Raw genomic sequence first — 13,801 nt, forward strand, 5'->3', positions numbered from 1 at the left:
TTCCTTGGTTCGTCTCTGTGTCGTGTACGTGCTGTGCCGCGTGTCAGCGGGCGGTCAGGCTCCAGGCCAGTGCCAGCGCCGTGGAAGGGGCGAGCGAGCCCACTCCCCAGCGGATGGCCCGGTACTTGGCGGACAGGATCGAGCTGACGTCCACGGCCTGGACGAGCAGCCATCCGGCGGTGTCGCGTCCGGCCTCGGTGACGTCGGCGGTCAGCCCCGCGAGGTCGCGGGGGGCCAGCAGATCGCCGAAGTACGTCACCCCGTCCCGGCCGCGGACCGTACGGGTGCGCGGCATGAGCGCCCCGACCAGCGCGGTGACCGCCACCACCCAGAGCACGCTCGCGAGGATCAGCGTCACGTCGGCGAGCCCGCCCCAGTCGGGCGGGCCGTGCCGCCCGATCAGGAACGCGGGCAGCGCCAGCGTTCCCGAGAGCAGTACGGCCGCTTTCGCGTCGGCCCGGCCGAGGTCCTCCCTGACCGTGCTCAGCAGCCGTTCGGCGATGCGCTCCCCCCGGTCGGACCCGTGCGGACCCCCGTCCGGCACGGGCCCGACCGGGTCGGGGGAGGTGCGCGCCGGGCCGTCGCCGGTCACCGGTCCTCCTCCGCCCAGGACCATCCGTCGTCCCGGGAGCGTCCGCGGCGGCGCGGCGGTTCGGGTTCGGCGTCCTGGGGGTCTCCCGAGTAGGGCTCTCTCGCGCGTGGTCCCCGGTCCGCCCGGGAGGGCGGTTCGTCCGCCACCCAGTCCGGGGTGAACGGCTCGTCGGCGGCCGGCGGCAGCTGCGGGGTCTCGCGGCGGGCGGGCAGCGAGCCGATCGGGCCCTGGAGGGGGTGGCGGCCCTGGTTGAGGAGGTTGAGGGCCTGGGTCTCCATGTCGTTGGACTGGATCTGGCCGCTGGCGACCATGGCGAAGAGCCGGTCGACCCGTTCCTTCTCGTCCTGGCGGCCCTCCTGGCGGATCTTCTCCAGGAAGTCCTTGGCCGCCTCGGGTTCGGCCGCCAGCATGTAGCTGAGCTGTTCCAGCTCGCCGCCCTGCAGCATCTTGCGGAACGAGGCCTGGTGCACCCGGGTCACCTCGGCCGAGGCGTGCGCGTCCCGGATGCCGTCCATGTGCTCGATCGTCCGGTCGTCCACCCGCAGGCGGACGTACAGCCGTACCCGCATGCCGAGTTCGGTGCCCAGCTCGGCCCAGCGCCCGCCGGCGCACTCCAGGGTGATGGCGCGGTCGGCCTGTTCGGCCTGGGTCACCCGGTAGGCCGAGGACACCTCGCGCAGCCGCTCGAGGACCGGGGCGGTGAGCCGCTGGGCGACGTCGGTGACGACCTCGGTGGCGGCCAGATGGGGATCGGTCACCGTCCAGTGGATGTCCACCTCGGCCTTGAAGAAGGTCGTCCCGCCCGCGGCAGGCAACTCCATCTGAAGCGTCGTCACATAGGTGCCGAGCGCGATCTCGCAGACGGTGTACGGCCGGGCCAGCGCCCGCTTGTCGACGTGCCGGACGCCGGAGACGGTGACCACGCTGTAGCCGCCGTTGCGGTAGAACAGCACCGAGGCCTTCTGGGCGCTCACCTGCGGGTATCCGCCCGTCGGCGCGTACTCCCGCAGGAAGGGACCCGCGGGCCCCGCGGCCTGCTTGCGCGCCCTCAGCCGCTCCCTCGCCTTCGCCCGCGCGTCCTGGTCCTCAGCCATGGCTGTCCTCCTCGCCCGTCCTCTCCTTCGGCGGGACGGCGAGCCACCACAGGGTGCGCGCCTGAGCGTCGGGGAGCGGATTCTCCGGATCGTTCATCATTCGGCGCAGCAGCCAGTCCAGCCGCCGTCGGTCGTTCTCCTCGGTCGCCAGCGCGGGCAGCAGCGCCGCCAGCCCCGGCCGAGTCCCCTCGGTACCGTCCCGGCGCACCGCCGAACGCAGCAGGGACTCCAGCGCGTCCAGGGCCACGTCCTTCGAGCGCGCCGTGTTCAGCGCGCTCCACATCAAGTCGGCCATGGGGAGCACGAGTTCGGGGCGGGGCACGGCGAGGGCGAGCGGCAGTGGCCAGTCGGCGTGGTCGGCCAGCGGGGAGTCGGGCTCGTCGGACAGCACCTCGTCCACCGAGGTCACGGCGAGCCGGACGGTGGTCACCAGACCGAGGTCCTGGTACGCCGCGCGCTTGTGGTGGGTCCAGTCGGCCACCCGCCGCAGCACCTTGGCACCGTCCGGGAGCGCCAGCAGCCGTACGGCGTTGAACGAGGCGACCGCCAGCTGCTCCCCGTCGTCGCGGACCCCGATCCGGGCCAGGGCGTCCAGGGCGTCCTCCGTCGTGTCCGCGGCGTTCCCGTAACCCAGTGCCATCGCCGCGGTCCAGCGCAGCGGCTTCGTCCCGTACCTGCTCCAGTCGTCGACCAGCTTGCGCACCGCCTTGCGGTGCGACGCGTGACCGGCCGCCTGGTCGAGGGTGGTGGCCGCGAAGATCCTCCGGCGGGGCGTGGCCGCCTCGGCGAGCGGCCGGATCAGCTCCGCGTATCCGTGGTCGAAGTCCCGTGCGCACAGCTCCCCGGCGGCCACCGCGGCGCGCATCCACACCTGGGGGCGTGGATCGTCCGCGAGCAGCCGCAGCCAGCGCACGATCGGTGCCCGGACGGGGAAGTGCCGGTCCCAGATCTCGGTGAGCACCGCGGAGGGCAGGGCGGATCCCCGGTACCAGATCAGCCGGGCCGGAACCTCGGTTCCGGCCACCTCGAGCCGGCCGTCGGTCAGTTCGGCGCGCGAGAGAGCGAGATCGGCCTCCGGGTCGTCGCAGAACAGCGGGCGGGCCGGGGTGTGGTCCGGATCGCACTGCACGGACAGTTCCCAGGTCAGCAGATGGGCGGCGGCGGCCACGGCGCTGTGCGAGGCGCCGCCCAGTACGGCGAGGGCGATACGGAACGCCACCGGGTGGAACAGGGCCGCCGTACCCGGCCGGCCCGCGTCGCCCTCCGGCCCGGCGGGGGGCGCCGTCAGCGCCCGGTCCACTCCGGCGAACCACTCCTGGGCCTGGTCGGCGGCGAGGCTCCGGCAGCCGGCCAGCAGTTCGTCCCGGGAGACCTCCCCCAGCTGGTGTCCGGCCAGCAGCGAGGCGAGCAACTCGGCCTCGGCGGGGCGCAGATCCTCCAGTCCGACCGCGTCCTTGACGTCCTGGCGGACCCACAGTTCCTCCGCCCCTGCGAGCAGGTCCTCCAGCCGGACCTCACCGTCCGGGGCGGCGGCGGCATGCTCCTCCAGCCGTTCCCGTAACCGGGTGGTGAGCAGTTCCTGGGTGGGTGCGGGAGGGCAGAGTTTGCCGTACCGCCCGGCCAGCAGCGGGTTGGCCGCCGACCCGACCGTGACGACGACCACCGCGTACGACTCGCACCGTGCCAGGGCCGCGGCGAGCCCGTCGAGGTCCATCTCGTCCGGGGGCAGCGCACCGGGCCCGGTGAGGGAGAGCTCCAGCAGATACCCGGTGCCGCGCCGTGCCTCCTCGCCCTCGCCGGCCAGGGAGCCCGCCAACTTCCGCACCCCACCGTCCGGATCGACCCGGCGCACCCGGGATCCGGTCCCGGGCTCCGTGCCCGTGGCGTCCGCCGCGGGGCCGGTGACCTCGTCGAGGAGCGAGAGCGCGGTGCTGGTGCGTCCGGTGCCGGGGGCGGCGACGAGCACCAGCAGCCGACGGGTGCCGAGGGCCTTGCGCAGCTGCACGTATCCCCGCGGTTCCACATGGACGCGGCGGAGCCTGCGCAGTTCCTCGTCGGGCACGGGTCCGCTGCGCATCCCCGCACCGGAGTGGCGTGCGTCCATCCGCAGGTGGATGTCACCGATGTGGGCGCTCTGGAAGTACGAGCGGTCGAAGCTGTTCAGGTCCCGGCCGGTGTCGAACAGCATCCGGGTGGCGCGGCGGGCCCGCGAGGCGGCGGCGAGATCGGTGGTCCCGTCCTCGCCCTGCTCCTCGGCGAGCGGATCGCGGGTGTGCTCCTTGAACCGCCCCGCGGCGCGCTCGCGTTCCTCCTCCTGCTTCTTCTCCTGGTCCTTCTTGACGTCGCCCTCTTCCGGGGCGTCGTTCCCCGCGGCTCCCTCGTCGCCTTCGGCCCTGCCCTCGTCGGCACGGGGCGGGTCGTTCCTGGCCTTCCCGTCGGCCTCGGGCGAACGGGCGTCGGCCCCCTTGTGGGGTACGGGCTCGGCGGCGCCGCCCGGCTGCTGATCGTCGCTCACTTCGATCAGCCCTTCCGTCGGTCGGCGTCGCCGGTGATCCGCCCGATGTGCACGGGCTGCTGGTAGACGTTGTCGCTGTGCTGCGACATGTCACCGTGGACGGTGTAGTGGGCGCCGGGAGCGTCGGCGCGGTCCTCGCCGTCGACGCCAAGGGCGTCATCGACGAGATCGCCACCCCGGGTGTCATCGACGTCATCGGCGCGGTCGGCGTCAGGTGCCGTCGGTGCGGCGGTGGGGATCTCGGGAGCGGGCCGGCCGGGAAGGTGGAACCAGGCGGTGACCTCGCCCTCCTTGAGCTCCAGGCGGGCGGAGGAGTAGTGCGCGGGCTCGATGAACTTGCCGCCGCTGCTGACCACGTCCTCGTAGAGCGACTGGGAGGTCACCAGCACGAGGTCGGCCCGCTCGGCGTCCAGCAGTCGCCGGGCGAGCGGCGAGTCGGCCAACCGGCAGGCGAGGTCGACCGCGCGCCCGCTGATGCCCCGGCCGTCGTGCCGGACAGGCCCGACGTGCATGCCCACCCGAAGCCCGAGGGGGACGCGCAGGCCGCGGTTCTCGTCCCGCAGGTTCTCGTGCACCTCGACCATCCACAGGCCGAGCAGCCGGGTCACCGCGATCCGGCCGGCCACCGACAGGAGCACACCGTCACCGCGGTCCTCCATGTGTACGGCGTCCCGCGCCACCTTGGCGTGGGTGAAGGCCGCCTCCAGCACTCGGTAGATCCGCTCGCGCATGCGCGGCTTGTCGACGTCGTCGTATTCCCCGGAACGCCGGGCGTCGACGCTGATCACCAACTCGTAGCGTGCTTCGGTGAGATCCATCGCGTCGTGGTCCACCCCGTGCCCCCTTGTTCTCTCCACTTGCCGTCCCCCTCAGCGTCGGGCCCGGGGACGAAGGCCGTCTGTAGCCGTTTACACACGACGAGGCGTGGGTTACGGCAAGGCGTGGGTCTACTCCTGATGACCGTCCGCGAGGAGTGCGAGCAGTTCGGGGTCGAGGATCTCCACCATCCGGTTGCCGGTCCGCACGACGTGCTGGGTGCGCAGCAGCTTCAGTGCCTTGGCGACGGCTTCCCGGGTGGCTCCGATGGTGGCGGCCAGTTCGTCCTGAGCCAGTTGGACGACGGTGCCCGTGTGCGTGGCGCCGCCCGGTACGGCCGGGTGGTAGGGGCCGGACGGCTCGGCTCTCGACAGTTCGGTGAGCCGGCTGGCCAGCCGTTGCAGCACGGTGAGCGAGGCGAGCGCGGACCGCTCCTGGTCGGCGCTGCGCAGCCGGAAGGTGAGCTGGCGTATCACCAGACCGCTGACGCGGGGGTGCAGGGCGAGGAACCGGCGGAACGCGTCCCCGGATATGACCTGGGTCTCGGTCGGACCCAGGGCGCGCACGGTGGCGCTGCGGGGATGCGGGTCCAGGGCGGCCATCTCGCCGAGCAGTTCACCGGGACCCCGCAGACCGAGTATCAGCCGCGTGGCACCCCGGTCCGTCGCCACGGAAACGGTCACCCAGCCCCGAATGATGATCAGGACGTGACTGGACCGGTCGCCCTCCGTCAGAAGATGGGCATCGGCCGCGTAGTGCTTCCGGCTGCCGAGAGCCATCACGCTCTCGCGCTCCTGCGGGGTCAGAGCGCGCGCGAAAGCCAGCTCATTGCCGAGCAGCCCCATGGCCACGCCCCCCGCCGCAATCATGCCGCCTGACTTTTCAGAGGCGTTGATGGTGGCAGAGCGAAGCATTGAGCCGAGTGAATTACGCCAGATCGGCAGTACTGGTCGGTAAGTGCCGAAGTGCCAGGTGGGTCGCCCGGGGGTGCCGTCCCCTCAGGACGCCCCCACCACCGGTGACCACGGCCGAACCGTCCGCCTCCACTCCCGCCCCACCGACGACCTTGAGGTCAGGACCCACGCCGAACGGCCGGCCCCGTCGATACGGGGAACCGGCCGGAGCGGCGGACTTGGCGAAAAATCAGGTTTCCGCCGCCGGAGGGGTGGTGGGGAGGTGGTGACGGGGTGAGAGGACGGTGTCTGGTTCTTCGCGCGTCACACCGGCTCGCCGCGCGTCACAGCGGCTCGTCGCGCGTCACACCGGTCGGCCGGATGTTCAGCCGGCGGCCTGGCAACTGGCCTTGTTGAGGGTGAAGTTGCGCGCGGCCGAGTTGGTACCGGTCCAGGAACCGAGGAAGCCGAAGGTGAAGGTGCCGTGCGCGGCGACGGTCTTGTTGTAGTCGGCGGCGGTGGCCGTGACGTGGGAGTCGTTCTGGGTGAAGGTGCCGTCCCACATCTGGCCCACGCGCTGGCCGTCCTTGAAGGTCCAGCCGAGGCTCCAGGTGGCGAGGGCCTTGGTGGAGGTGACGGTGACGGTGGCCTGGAAGCCGTCCGGCCACTCGCTCACGATCTCGTACTTCACCCGGCAGTCCGGCGCGGCACTCTTCGTGGAACCCTTCGCCCCGCCCTGCTTCCCGGCGGGCGACGAGGACTCGCCCTGGGCCTCCTGATCGGAGTTGCCCGCCGGACGCGAGGTCGAGTCCGCCACCGCGGGCGAACCCGCCGTCCCCGAACCCGACTTCGTCTTCGAGCCCGAGGGGAAGGAGGGGCCCGGGTCCGCCACGGACTGCCCGTCCGTCGACTCGCCCTGCGCGGCGTTCGCGCCGCCGTCCTTGGAGCCGCCGAAGGGCATCAGCGAGACCGTGAGCGCCAGTGCGGACACGAGCACGGCCGTGACCAGGATCCCGGTCCTGCCGATCCGGGGCCGGACCGGCTTGCCCTCGTTCAGCCCCGTGTCCACCGCCGCGTCCGTGCGCCCGCCGATCAGGCCGGCCTCGGCGGCCCGGCGCCGCCGTTCGAGATACGCGAGACCGCCCCAGCCGATCACACCGCTGGAGAGCGCCGCGGGCAGCCCGCCGCCGTGCAGCCGCAGACAGGCGGCGGCCTCCGCGCACTCGACGCAGCGCGCCATGTGCCGGGAGAGGTCCTCGGGCGTCTCGGCGCTGGGTGAGCGGGTGACCGCGTCGAGGAGCCGCGCATAGCTGCGGCAGTGGGCGTCCATCGGCGTGTCGAGGTGGTTGCGGTGGCAGCGGTCCCGGAACAGCGCCCGCACCTGGGCGAGTTCGGAGGACGCGGCCGCCGGATCGAGACCGAGCCGCCGTGCCACCGCGGACATCGGCAGCGACTCGACCTCGGCCAGCCACAGCAGAACGGCGTCCGGCTCCTGCATGTCCCTGAGACCGCGCAGCGCGAGCGGGCGGTGCAGCGGCGGTCCGATGTAGCGGGCGGCCTTGTCGGAGTGGAGCCACAGGCGCAGGTCGGGGTCGAGCCGATGGCCGAGCCCGTTCGTCTCCCAGGCGGCGGCCACGGTACGGACGGAGGCCAGCAGCAGCGGAATGCGGGGCAGCCTGAGCGCCCGGCGTCCGGTACCGGTACTCTTCGATGCCGCGGTGGCGGCGCGCAGTTCGTCGATGCCGTGTGTGAACGCCTCGGTCGCCAGCCGCGTGGCCGAGGCCGAACCGGACGTGCACAGATCGGCGTACGACAGGACCGCGTCCCAGCACTCCGAGAGCAGTGCGGCCTCGGCGGCGTTCTGGGGGGTCGGCAGGTCGGGCATGGGGGGCTCCTGCATCAACTGCTTCCAGGTGCAACGTCTACAAACGTCTGACCAACGTGATCGTCAACTCACCCTCTGTACAAGGGAGTTGAGGCCGTCTCAACGACGGGGCCCGAGCCTTTCACGCTTCCCGCACAACTGACAAGCGAGGTATTCAATTACGGTGGCAAGCGGTTGCGGCGCCGTCCGTCCGAGCGCGCGCAGCCTCCCTCCCGCCGTATGGAAGGTGATACGGAAGGGAGGCCGATACGTCTCGATCGCCGTCGACTTTTAAGAGGTTCTGCTCAGAGGTTCTGCTCAGAGGTTCTACGGAAGCTTCGGCTCGGCCGCTTCCGCCACCACGGGTTCCCGCGCCGGGAGGCTGTCCATGAAGGAGCTCACCGAGAAGACCGCCTGGCCGGGTCCGGGAGGGCCGTATCCGGGCGGGGAGGACAGCCCGAAGTCCTCCATGGTCGAACGGTAGGCCTCCAGCAGCCGGATGTGGTACTCCAGCGGCGCGCCCTGGGGGTTGGCCTTGCCGAGCGGGGTCGTGGGCTCCGGGCACCAGGTGGTGAAACGGGGCGTGATGCCGTGCGACATGAAGAAGCGCAGCCCCTCGGTGGTGGAGGCGATGGCCTCGTCGACGGTCGTGAAGCCGAACGGCTCCGCCATCTCCACGCCGGCCACGAAGTTGGGGATCACGTTGCGCGCGCCGAAGACCTCCGCCGAGTCGAGGATGCGCTTGTGCCACTCGTCGCGGCCGACGTAGCGCTCCTTGCCCGGGCAGTACAGCTCGAAGAGCCGCCGGTCCCACACCTCGTAGTTGGGGTGGTAGATCTGCACGCCGTAGTCCTTGAACCGCTGCACGTCGTCGCGCGGCAGTGCCTGCGCGACGACCTTGCCGATCCAACGCCCCGGGAAGCGCTCCTCGATGGCCTTGGCGTAGTGGCCGTAGAAGTCGGCCTCGTCGCGCCCCTGCAGCTTCGAGGTGATCGCGCCGCCGGTGAGGGTGTACGCGGTGGATGCCTTCGCCGTGTCGTACCGGTCGATGATCTCCAGGGCTTCGAGGACCTCTTCGACGTCCTTGACCCCGGTGTACGGGCGTCCCGCCGCCTTGTGCTGGCGCCAGTTGTGGTTGATGTCGCAGTACTGGCACTCCTCCTTGGCACCGAAGTACTGGCAGACCCGGAAGACGGTGAGGTAGATCAGATAGCCCCACTGGATGGTGGGGGCGACCTCCATCACGGACTTCCCGTTGGAGAGCGTGTGCCGGTAGTACTCGGGCATCGGCGGTACGCCGACGTCGGCGATCCGCTTCCCGTCGAGGTAGAGCCCGAGCACCCCTTCCTCGTCGGCGGCGACGCGGTAGGGCGAGGCGGGGTTGACGCGTACGGAGACGACCGTCCGGCGCAGGTCGTACGGGCCGCCCGTGAGGATGATCTCCTCGGGCGGGCGGCGCAGGGCGGCCTCGCCGAGCTCGGGCAGGGTGCCGTGGTCGAAGGAGAAGATGAAGTACGACTTCGGCTTGACGTCACCGTCCTCGTTGTCGGAGAGCGCCGACTCGTCGAAGGCCACACCTCCGCGGAGCAGGTCCTCCTTGAAGACGGCCTCCCGCGGTACGTGCGGGAACCGCTCCATCAGATCCTCGACCAACGCGGTGCGGCTGCCGACCATCCCGTTCTCCTCGCTCCCGACTCGTTCAAGTCCTCGTGCTCGACTCCTCACGGTATGCCCCTGCCTGCGCGTCAGCCGTGCCGGGTCCCCTCGCAGCGCACGACGCGCCTCCGGCGGCAGCGCCGGGCCGGACTCGGGCGCGCCCCAGGCGGCCGCGAACGACAGGCCCCCGGCCCAGAGCCCGAGGACCACGTCGAGAACACCCGTACGACCTCTTCGAAAGCCAACGCGAACAGGCCCCCCGCGGGTGAGGCCGGGACGAGCCCCGAGCCCAGATCCAGCGACTGACGCGGACCAGAGCCCCAAGCGCTGCGCCGAGGCGCGGCCCCGGGCAGGGGGTCGGGGGCGCAGCCCCGGAAGGGGGTCCGGGGCGCAGCCCCCGGGGATGGGATGGGTAGGGGCGGCGGGGGCGAGGGAAGTCTGGGGCCGCGTCACGCCCCCCGTTCCAACACCCCCACATCCACCCCGAACTCCACCCCCTCCCCCGCAACAACCCGCTCCGCCTCGGAGAGAACCGTCAGACCCAGCCGAGTGAGCTCGTTGCCCTGGGAGCCGGCGAGGTGGGGGGTGATGAAGGCGTTGGGGAGGTCGTAGAGGGGGCTGTCGGCCGGCAGCGGCTCGGGGTCGGTGACGTCGAGGATCGCGCTCACCCGCTCGGCCCGCAACGCCTCGATCAGCGCGTCGTGGTCGACCAGCGAACCCCGCGCGGTGTTGATGAGAACCGACCCGGCCGGCATCAGACCGAGTTCACGGCGACCGATCAGGTTCCGGGTCTCGGGGGTCTGGGGGGCGTGGACGGTGACGATGTCGCTGGTGGCGAGCAGGTCGTCGAGCGGGAGGAGAGGGACCCCCAGCTCGGCCGCCCCGCCCTCGTCGACATACGGGTCGGTGAGGCTCACCCTCAGATCGAAGGGACGCAGCAGTTCGATCACACGGCGGCCGATACGGGACGCTCCCACGACACCCACACGGCGGCCGTAGTTGCCGATGCCGGGAACGAGGGCCCACCCGGGCACAGAGCGCCGCACACGCAACCGGTCGCGCTGCGCGAAGAGGTCCTTGCCGGCGAGAAGGATCATGGCGAGGGTGTATTCGGCGACGGGCAGCGCGTTGGCGACGGCGGCCGAGGACACCACGAGGCCGCGGTCCCAGACCGCCGGGGTGGTGAAGCCCTTCACCGAGCCCGCGGAGTGCAGCACGGCACGCAGTTTCGGCGCCGCGTCCAGCGTGACCGCATCCAGCCGCGGGCAGCCCCAGCCGGTGATCAGGATCTCGGTCCCGGCGAGCGCCTCGCGGACACGAGGCCCAGAGAAGTCCTCGGCCACCAGCGCGGGATCGATGTCCACGACCTCACGCAGTCGGGCCATCACCTCGGGCGGAAAGATCTGCGGCACGTTCTCGGCGGACATGGCGAACATCGCCACGGGACGCTCGGGCAAGGAGTCAACCCTCCGGCTCGGTGACTACGGGACAGGGCGACGCAGCAAGCGCTCTCTACCACTTCTACCGTAACCGCAGCCCGCCACGCGCGACAGGGGACGGGCCCGGGACACCGGACCGGCGAACCCCGAGGTAGTTTCCAGCAGTGGCCACCGCACGGCCGCGCACGGCGACCTTCCGGGGAGGCACGACAGGGATGACAGAAACCCTGACCAACTGGGCCGGCAACATCACGTACACCGCCAAGGAACTGCACCGCCCGCACACGCACGACGCCCTCGTGGCGCTCGTCGCGGAGAGCGCACGCGTCCGCGTCCTCGGCAGCGGGCACTCGTTCAACACGATCGCCGAGCCGGGCGACGACGGCGTACTGGTCTCGCTCACCGCGCTGCCCCCGACCGTGGACGTCGACTCGACCGCCCGTACGGTACGGGTCGCGGGCGGCGTCCGGTACGCGGAACTGGCCCGCCGGGTGCACGAGCACGGGTTCGCCCTGCACAACATGGCCTCCCTCCCGCACATCTCCGTGGCGGGCTCGGTGGCGACCGGCACCCACGGCTCGGGCGTCACCAACGGCTCCCTCGCCTCCGCCGTGCGCGAGGTCGAGATCGTCACGGCGGACGGCTCGACCGTCACGATCGGTCGCGACGACGCGCGCTTCGACGGTGCCGTGACCTCCCTCGGCGCACTCGGTGTCGTCACCGCCCTCACCCTCGACCTGGAACCGGACTTCGAGGTGAGCCAGCACGTCTTCACCGAACTTCCCCTCGCCGGGCTCGACTTCGAGACGGTGGCGGCGACGGCGTACAGCGTGAGTCTCTTCACCGACTGGGGGCGTCCGGGCTTCCGGCAGGTGTGGCTCAAGCACCGTGCCGACCAGCCGCTGCCCGACTTCCCCTGGGCCGCGCCCGCGACCGAGGCGATGCACCCCGTGCCGGGCATGCCCGCCGAGAACTGCACCCAGCAGTTCGGAGTGCCCGGACCGTGGCACGAGCGACTGCCGCACTTCCGGGCGGAGTTCACCCCGAGCAGCGGGGCCGAGCTGCAGTCCGAGTACCTGCTGCCGCGCCCGCACGCGCTCGCGGCGCTGCACGCCCTCGACGCGATCCGCGAGCACATCGCGCCGCTGCTCCAGATCTGCGAGGTGCGCACGGTGGCCGCCGACCGGCAGTGGCTGAGCCCCGCCTACGGCCGGGACACCGTGGCCCTGCACTTCACCTGGGTCGAGGACACGGCGGCCGTCCTGCCGGTGGCGCGTCGGGTCGAGGAGGCGCTGGAGTCGTTCGACCCCCGGCCGCACTGGGGCAAGGTGTTCACCACGCCCGGGGAGGTGCTGCGCGGGCGCTACCCACGACTGGACGACTTCCGGGTCCTGGCCGAAACCATGGACCCGGCGGGCAAGTTCACCAACCCCTTCGTGCGGGACTTTGTTCACCCCCTTTCCTAACCCCTTGTCGAAAGCCATCGCCAGGCCATAGCCTTGCGCCGCGCCGGGACCGCCGAGGGCCTGTCCGGCGGAACAGGTCGCAGGAAACGGGCGGTGCCTCATCGACGCCGGCGAGCGGGCCTTGGTGCGTGCGGCCGCAAGGCGGAGGAGGGAGTCGGCGGCATGATCCGCCGGACAGGCCCTAGCCCCGCTGTGCCGTACGGAGGACCGAGGTGGCAAAGCAGGTGAAGCGGACATCGCGCGACATCCGCACCGCGAACCGCTACGAGGTGCTGCGCCAGATCATCGCCGCGTCCCCCACCTCACGACAGGAGTTGGCGGCGGCCACCGGGCTGAGTCTGGCCACGGTCGCCACGCTCGTCGGTGAACTGCTCGACCTCGGGATGCTGACCGAGGTCGGGTTCGAGGACTCCGCGGGGGGCCGCCCCCGGGGACTCGTGGCCGTCAACGCGTCGGGGGGTGCGTTGATCGGCGTCGACATCGCGGAGACGTACGTCCGCGTGGAGCTGTTCGACCTCGCGCTGAACGTGCTCGCCCGCGCCGCCGAGGACATGCGCCCCGGTGAGAGCCGCCCGGAGCAGGTCGTCGGGCATGTCGCCGCGGCCGTCGGCTCGGTGGTCGCGCAGGCCGGGGTCGAGGGCGCGCGCGTCCTGGGCGTCGGGGTCAGCGTGCCGGGCCAGGTGGACCGCGACACCGGCATCTCCGAGTACGCGCCGAACTGGGACTGGCACGACGTGCCGCTGCTCGACCTGCTGGCCGAGCACATCGCCTACCCCCTCCACCTCGACAACCCGCTGCGCGCCTGCGCGGTCGCCGAGCTGTGGTTCGGCGCGGCCCGCGGTCGCGGGGACGCCGTCGTCGTCAACCTGGGCACGGGGGTCGGTGCCGGACTCGCGCTCGGCGGCGGGCTGCACCGCGGGGTGAGCAACAGCGCGGGCGAGTGGGGCCATACGACGCTGGTGCTCGACGGGCGGCCGTGCCACTGCGGCAACCACGGCTGCGTGGAGACGTACGTCGGGGCGCCCGGGATCATGCGGAACCTGCGGGAGTCGAGCCCGGAGAGCCCGCTGCTGCATCCCGACGACCAGACCGCCACCATTGACGCCCTGTCCCGCGGGGTCGCCGCAGGCGACCCGGTGGCGCTCCAGGTCGTCCGGGACACCGCACGCTATCTCGGCGCGAGTGTCGCGGACCTGATCAACCTCCTCAATCCCGAAGTCGTCGTGCTCAGCAGCTGGGTGGCCGCCACGCTCGGCGAGCCGCTGCTGCGCGAGGTGCGCGAGGCCGTCGCCCGGCACGCGCTGCGGCGACCGCTGGCCGCCACCGAGATCGTCCTCTCCCCCATCCCCACCGACCCGGTCTGCCTGGGCGCCGCGACCTTCGCCCTGGAGGGCGCCCTGAACCCGCTGGGCCACAAGCCCGCCGCCGGCAGGGCCGTCCCGCGCCGCACCGCTCTCTAGGGGGCC

Annotated in this window: 10 protein-coding genes; 2 read left to right on the forward strand and 8 right to left on the reverse strand. The window is 71.9% G+C overall.

What is annotated here, in order from left to right; genetic code table 11:
• Window positions 1-43: 43 nt before the first annotated feature.
• The 8 genes from ACZ7M2_RS17295 to ACZ7M2_RS17330 form a co-directional block, all read right to left on the reverse strand.
• Complete coding sequence (locus ACZ7M2_RS17295) at window positions 44-592, reverse strand: Pycsar system effector family protein (protein WP_352051505.1); 549 nt, start codon at window positions 590-592, stop codon at window positions 44-46.
• Window positions 589-1,686: a hypothetical protein gene (locus ACZ7M2_RS17300; protein WP_471595936.1), complete on the reverse strand. Its 1,098-nt coding sequence runs from the start codon at window positions 1,684-1,686 to the stop codon at window positions 589-591. The genes ACZ7M2_RS17295 and ACZ7M2_RS17300 overlap by 4 nt, the downstream gene beginning before the upstream one ends.
• Window positions 1,679-4,201, reverse strand: coding sequence for a hypothetical protein (locus tag ACZ7M2_RS17305; RefSeq protein WP_471595937.1), 2,523 nt, complete (start codon window positions 4,199-4,201; stop codon window positions 1,679-1,681). The genes ACZ7M2_RS17300 and ACZ7M2_RS17305 overlap by 8 nt, the downstream gene beginning before the upstream one ends.
• Window positions 4,202-4,206: 5 nt before the next feature.
• Window positions 4,207-5,034, reverse strand: a complete 828-nt coding sequence (locus tag ACZ7M2_RS17310; RefSeq protein ID WP_471595938.1) for a hypothetical protein — start codon at window positions 5,032-5,034, stop codon at window positions 4,207-4,209.
• A gap of 114 nt (window positions 5,035-5,148) precedes the next feature.
• A complete protein-coding gene (locus ACZ7M2_RS17315) occupies window positions 5,149-5,862 on the reverse strand; it encodes a Crp/Fnr family transcriptional regulator (protein ID WP_067375693.1) in 714 nt (237 codons plus the stop codon).
• Between the two features lie 433 nt (window positions 5,863-6,295).
• A complete protein-coding gene (locus tag ACZ7M2_RS17320) occupies window positions 6,296-7,795 on the reverse strand; it encodes a cellulose binding domain-containing protein (protein ID WP_471595939.1) in 1,500 nt (499 codons plus the stop codon).
• 306 nt (window positions 7,796-8,101) lie between these two features.
• Window positions 8,102-9,448: a radical SAM protein gene (locus ACZ7M2_RS17325; protein ID WP_352051500.1), complete on the reverse strand. Its 1,347-nt coding sequence runs from the start codon at window positions 9,446-9,448 to the stop codon at window positions 8,102-8,104.
• 431 nt (window positions 9,449-9,879) lie between these two features.
• Entirely contained in the window at window positions 9,880-10,887 is a 1,008-nt protein-coding gene (locus ACZ7M2_RS17330) for a hydroxyacid dehydrogenase (RefSeq protein WP_471595940.1), read from the reverse strand.
• Window positions 10,888-11,084: 197 nt separating this feature from the next.
• On the opposite strand from ACZ7M2_RS17330, the gene ACZ7M2_RS17335 reads away from it, so the two are divergent.
• Together ACZ7M2_RS17335 and ACZ7M2_RS17340 are read left to right on the forward strand one after the other, a co-directional pair.
• Complete coding sequence (locus ACZ7M2_RS17335) at window positions 11,085-12,335, forward strand: FAD-binding protein (RefSeq protein ID WP_471595941.1); 1,251 nt, start codon at window positions 11,085-11,087, stop codon at window positions 12,333-12,335.
• Window positions 12,336-12,559: 224 nt separating this feature from the next.
• Complete coding sequence (locus ACZ7M2_RS17340) at window positions 12,560-13,795, forward strand: ROK family transcriptional regulator (protein WP_471596042.1); 1,236 nt, start codon at window positions 12,560-12,562, stop codon at window positions 13,793-13,795.
• Window positions 13,796-13,801: the final 6 nt, after the last annotated feature.

This window comes from Streptomyces sp. NPDC111507, from assembly GCF_055638955.1.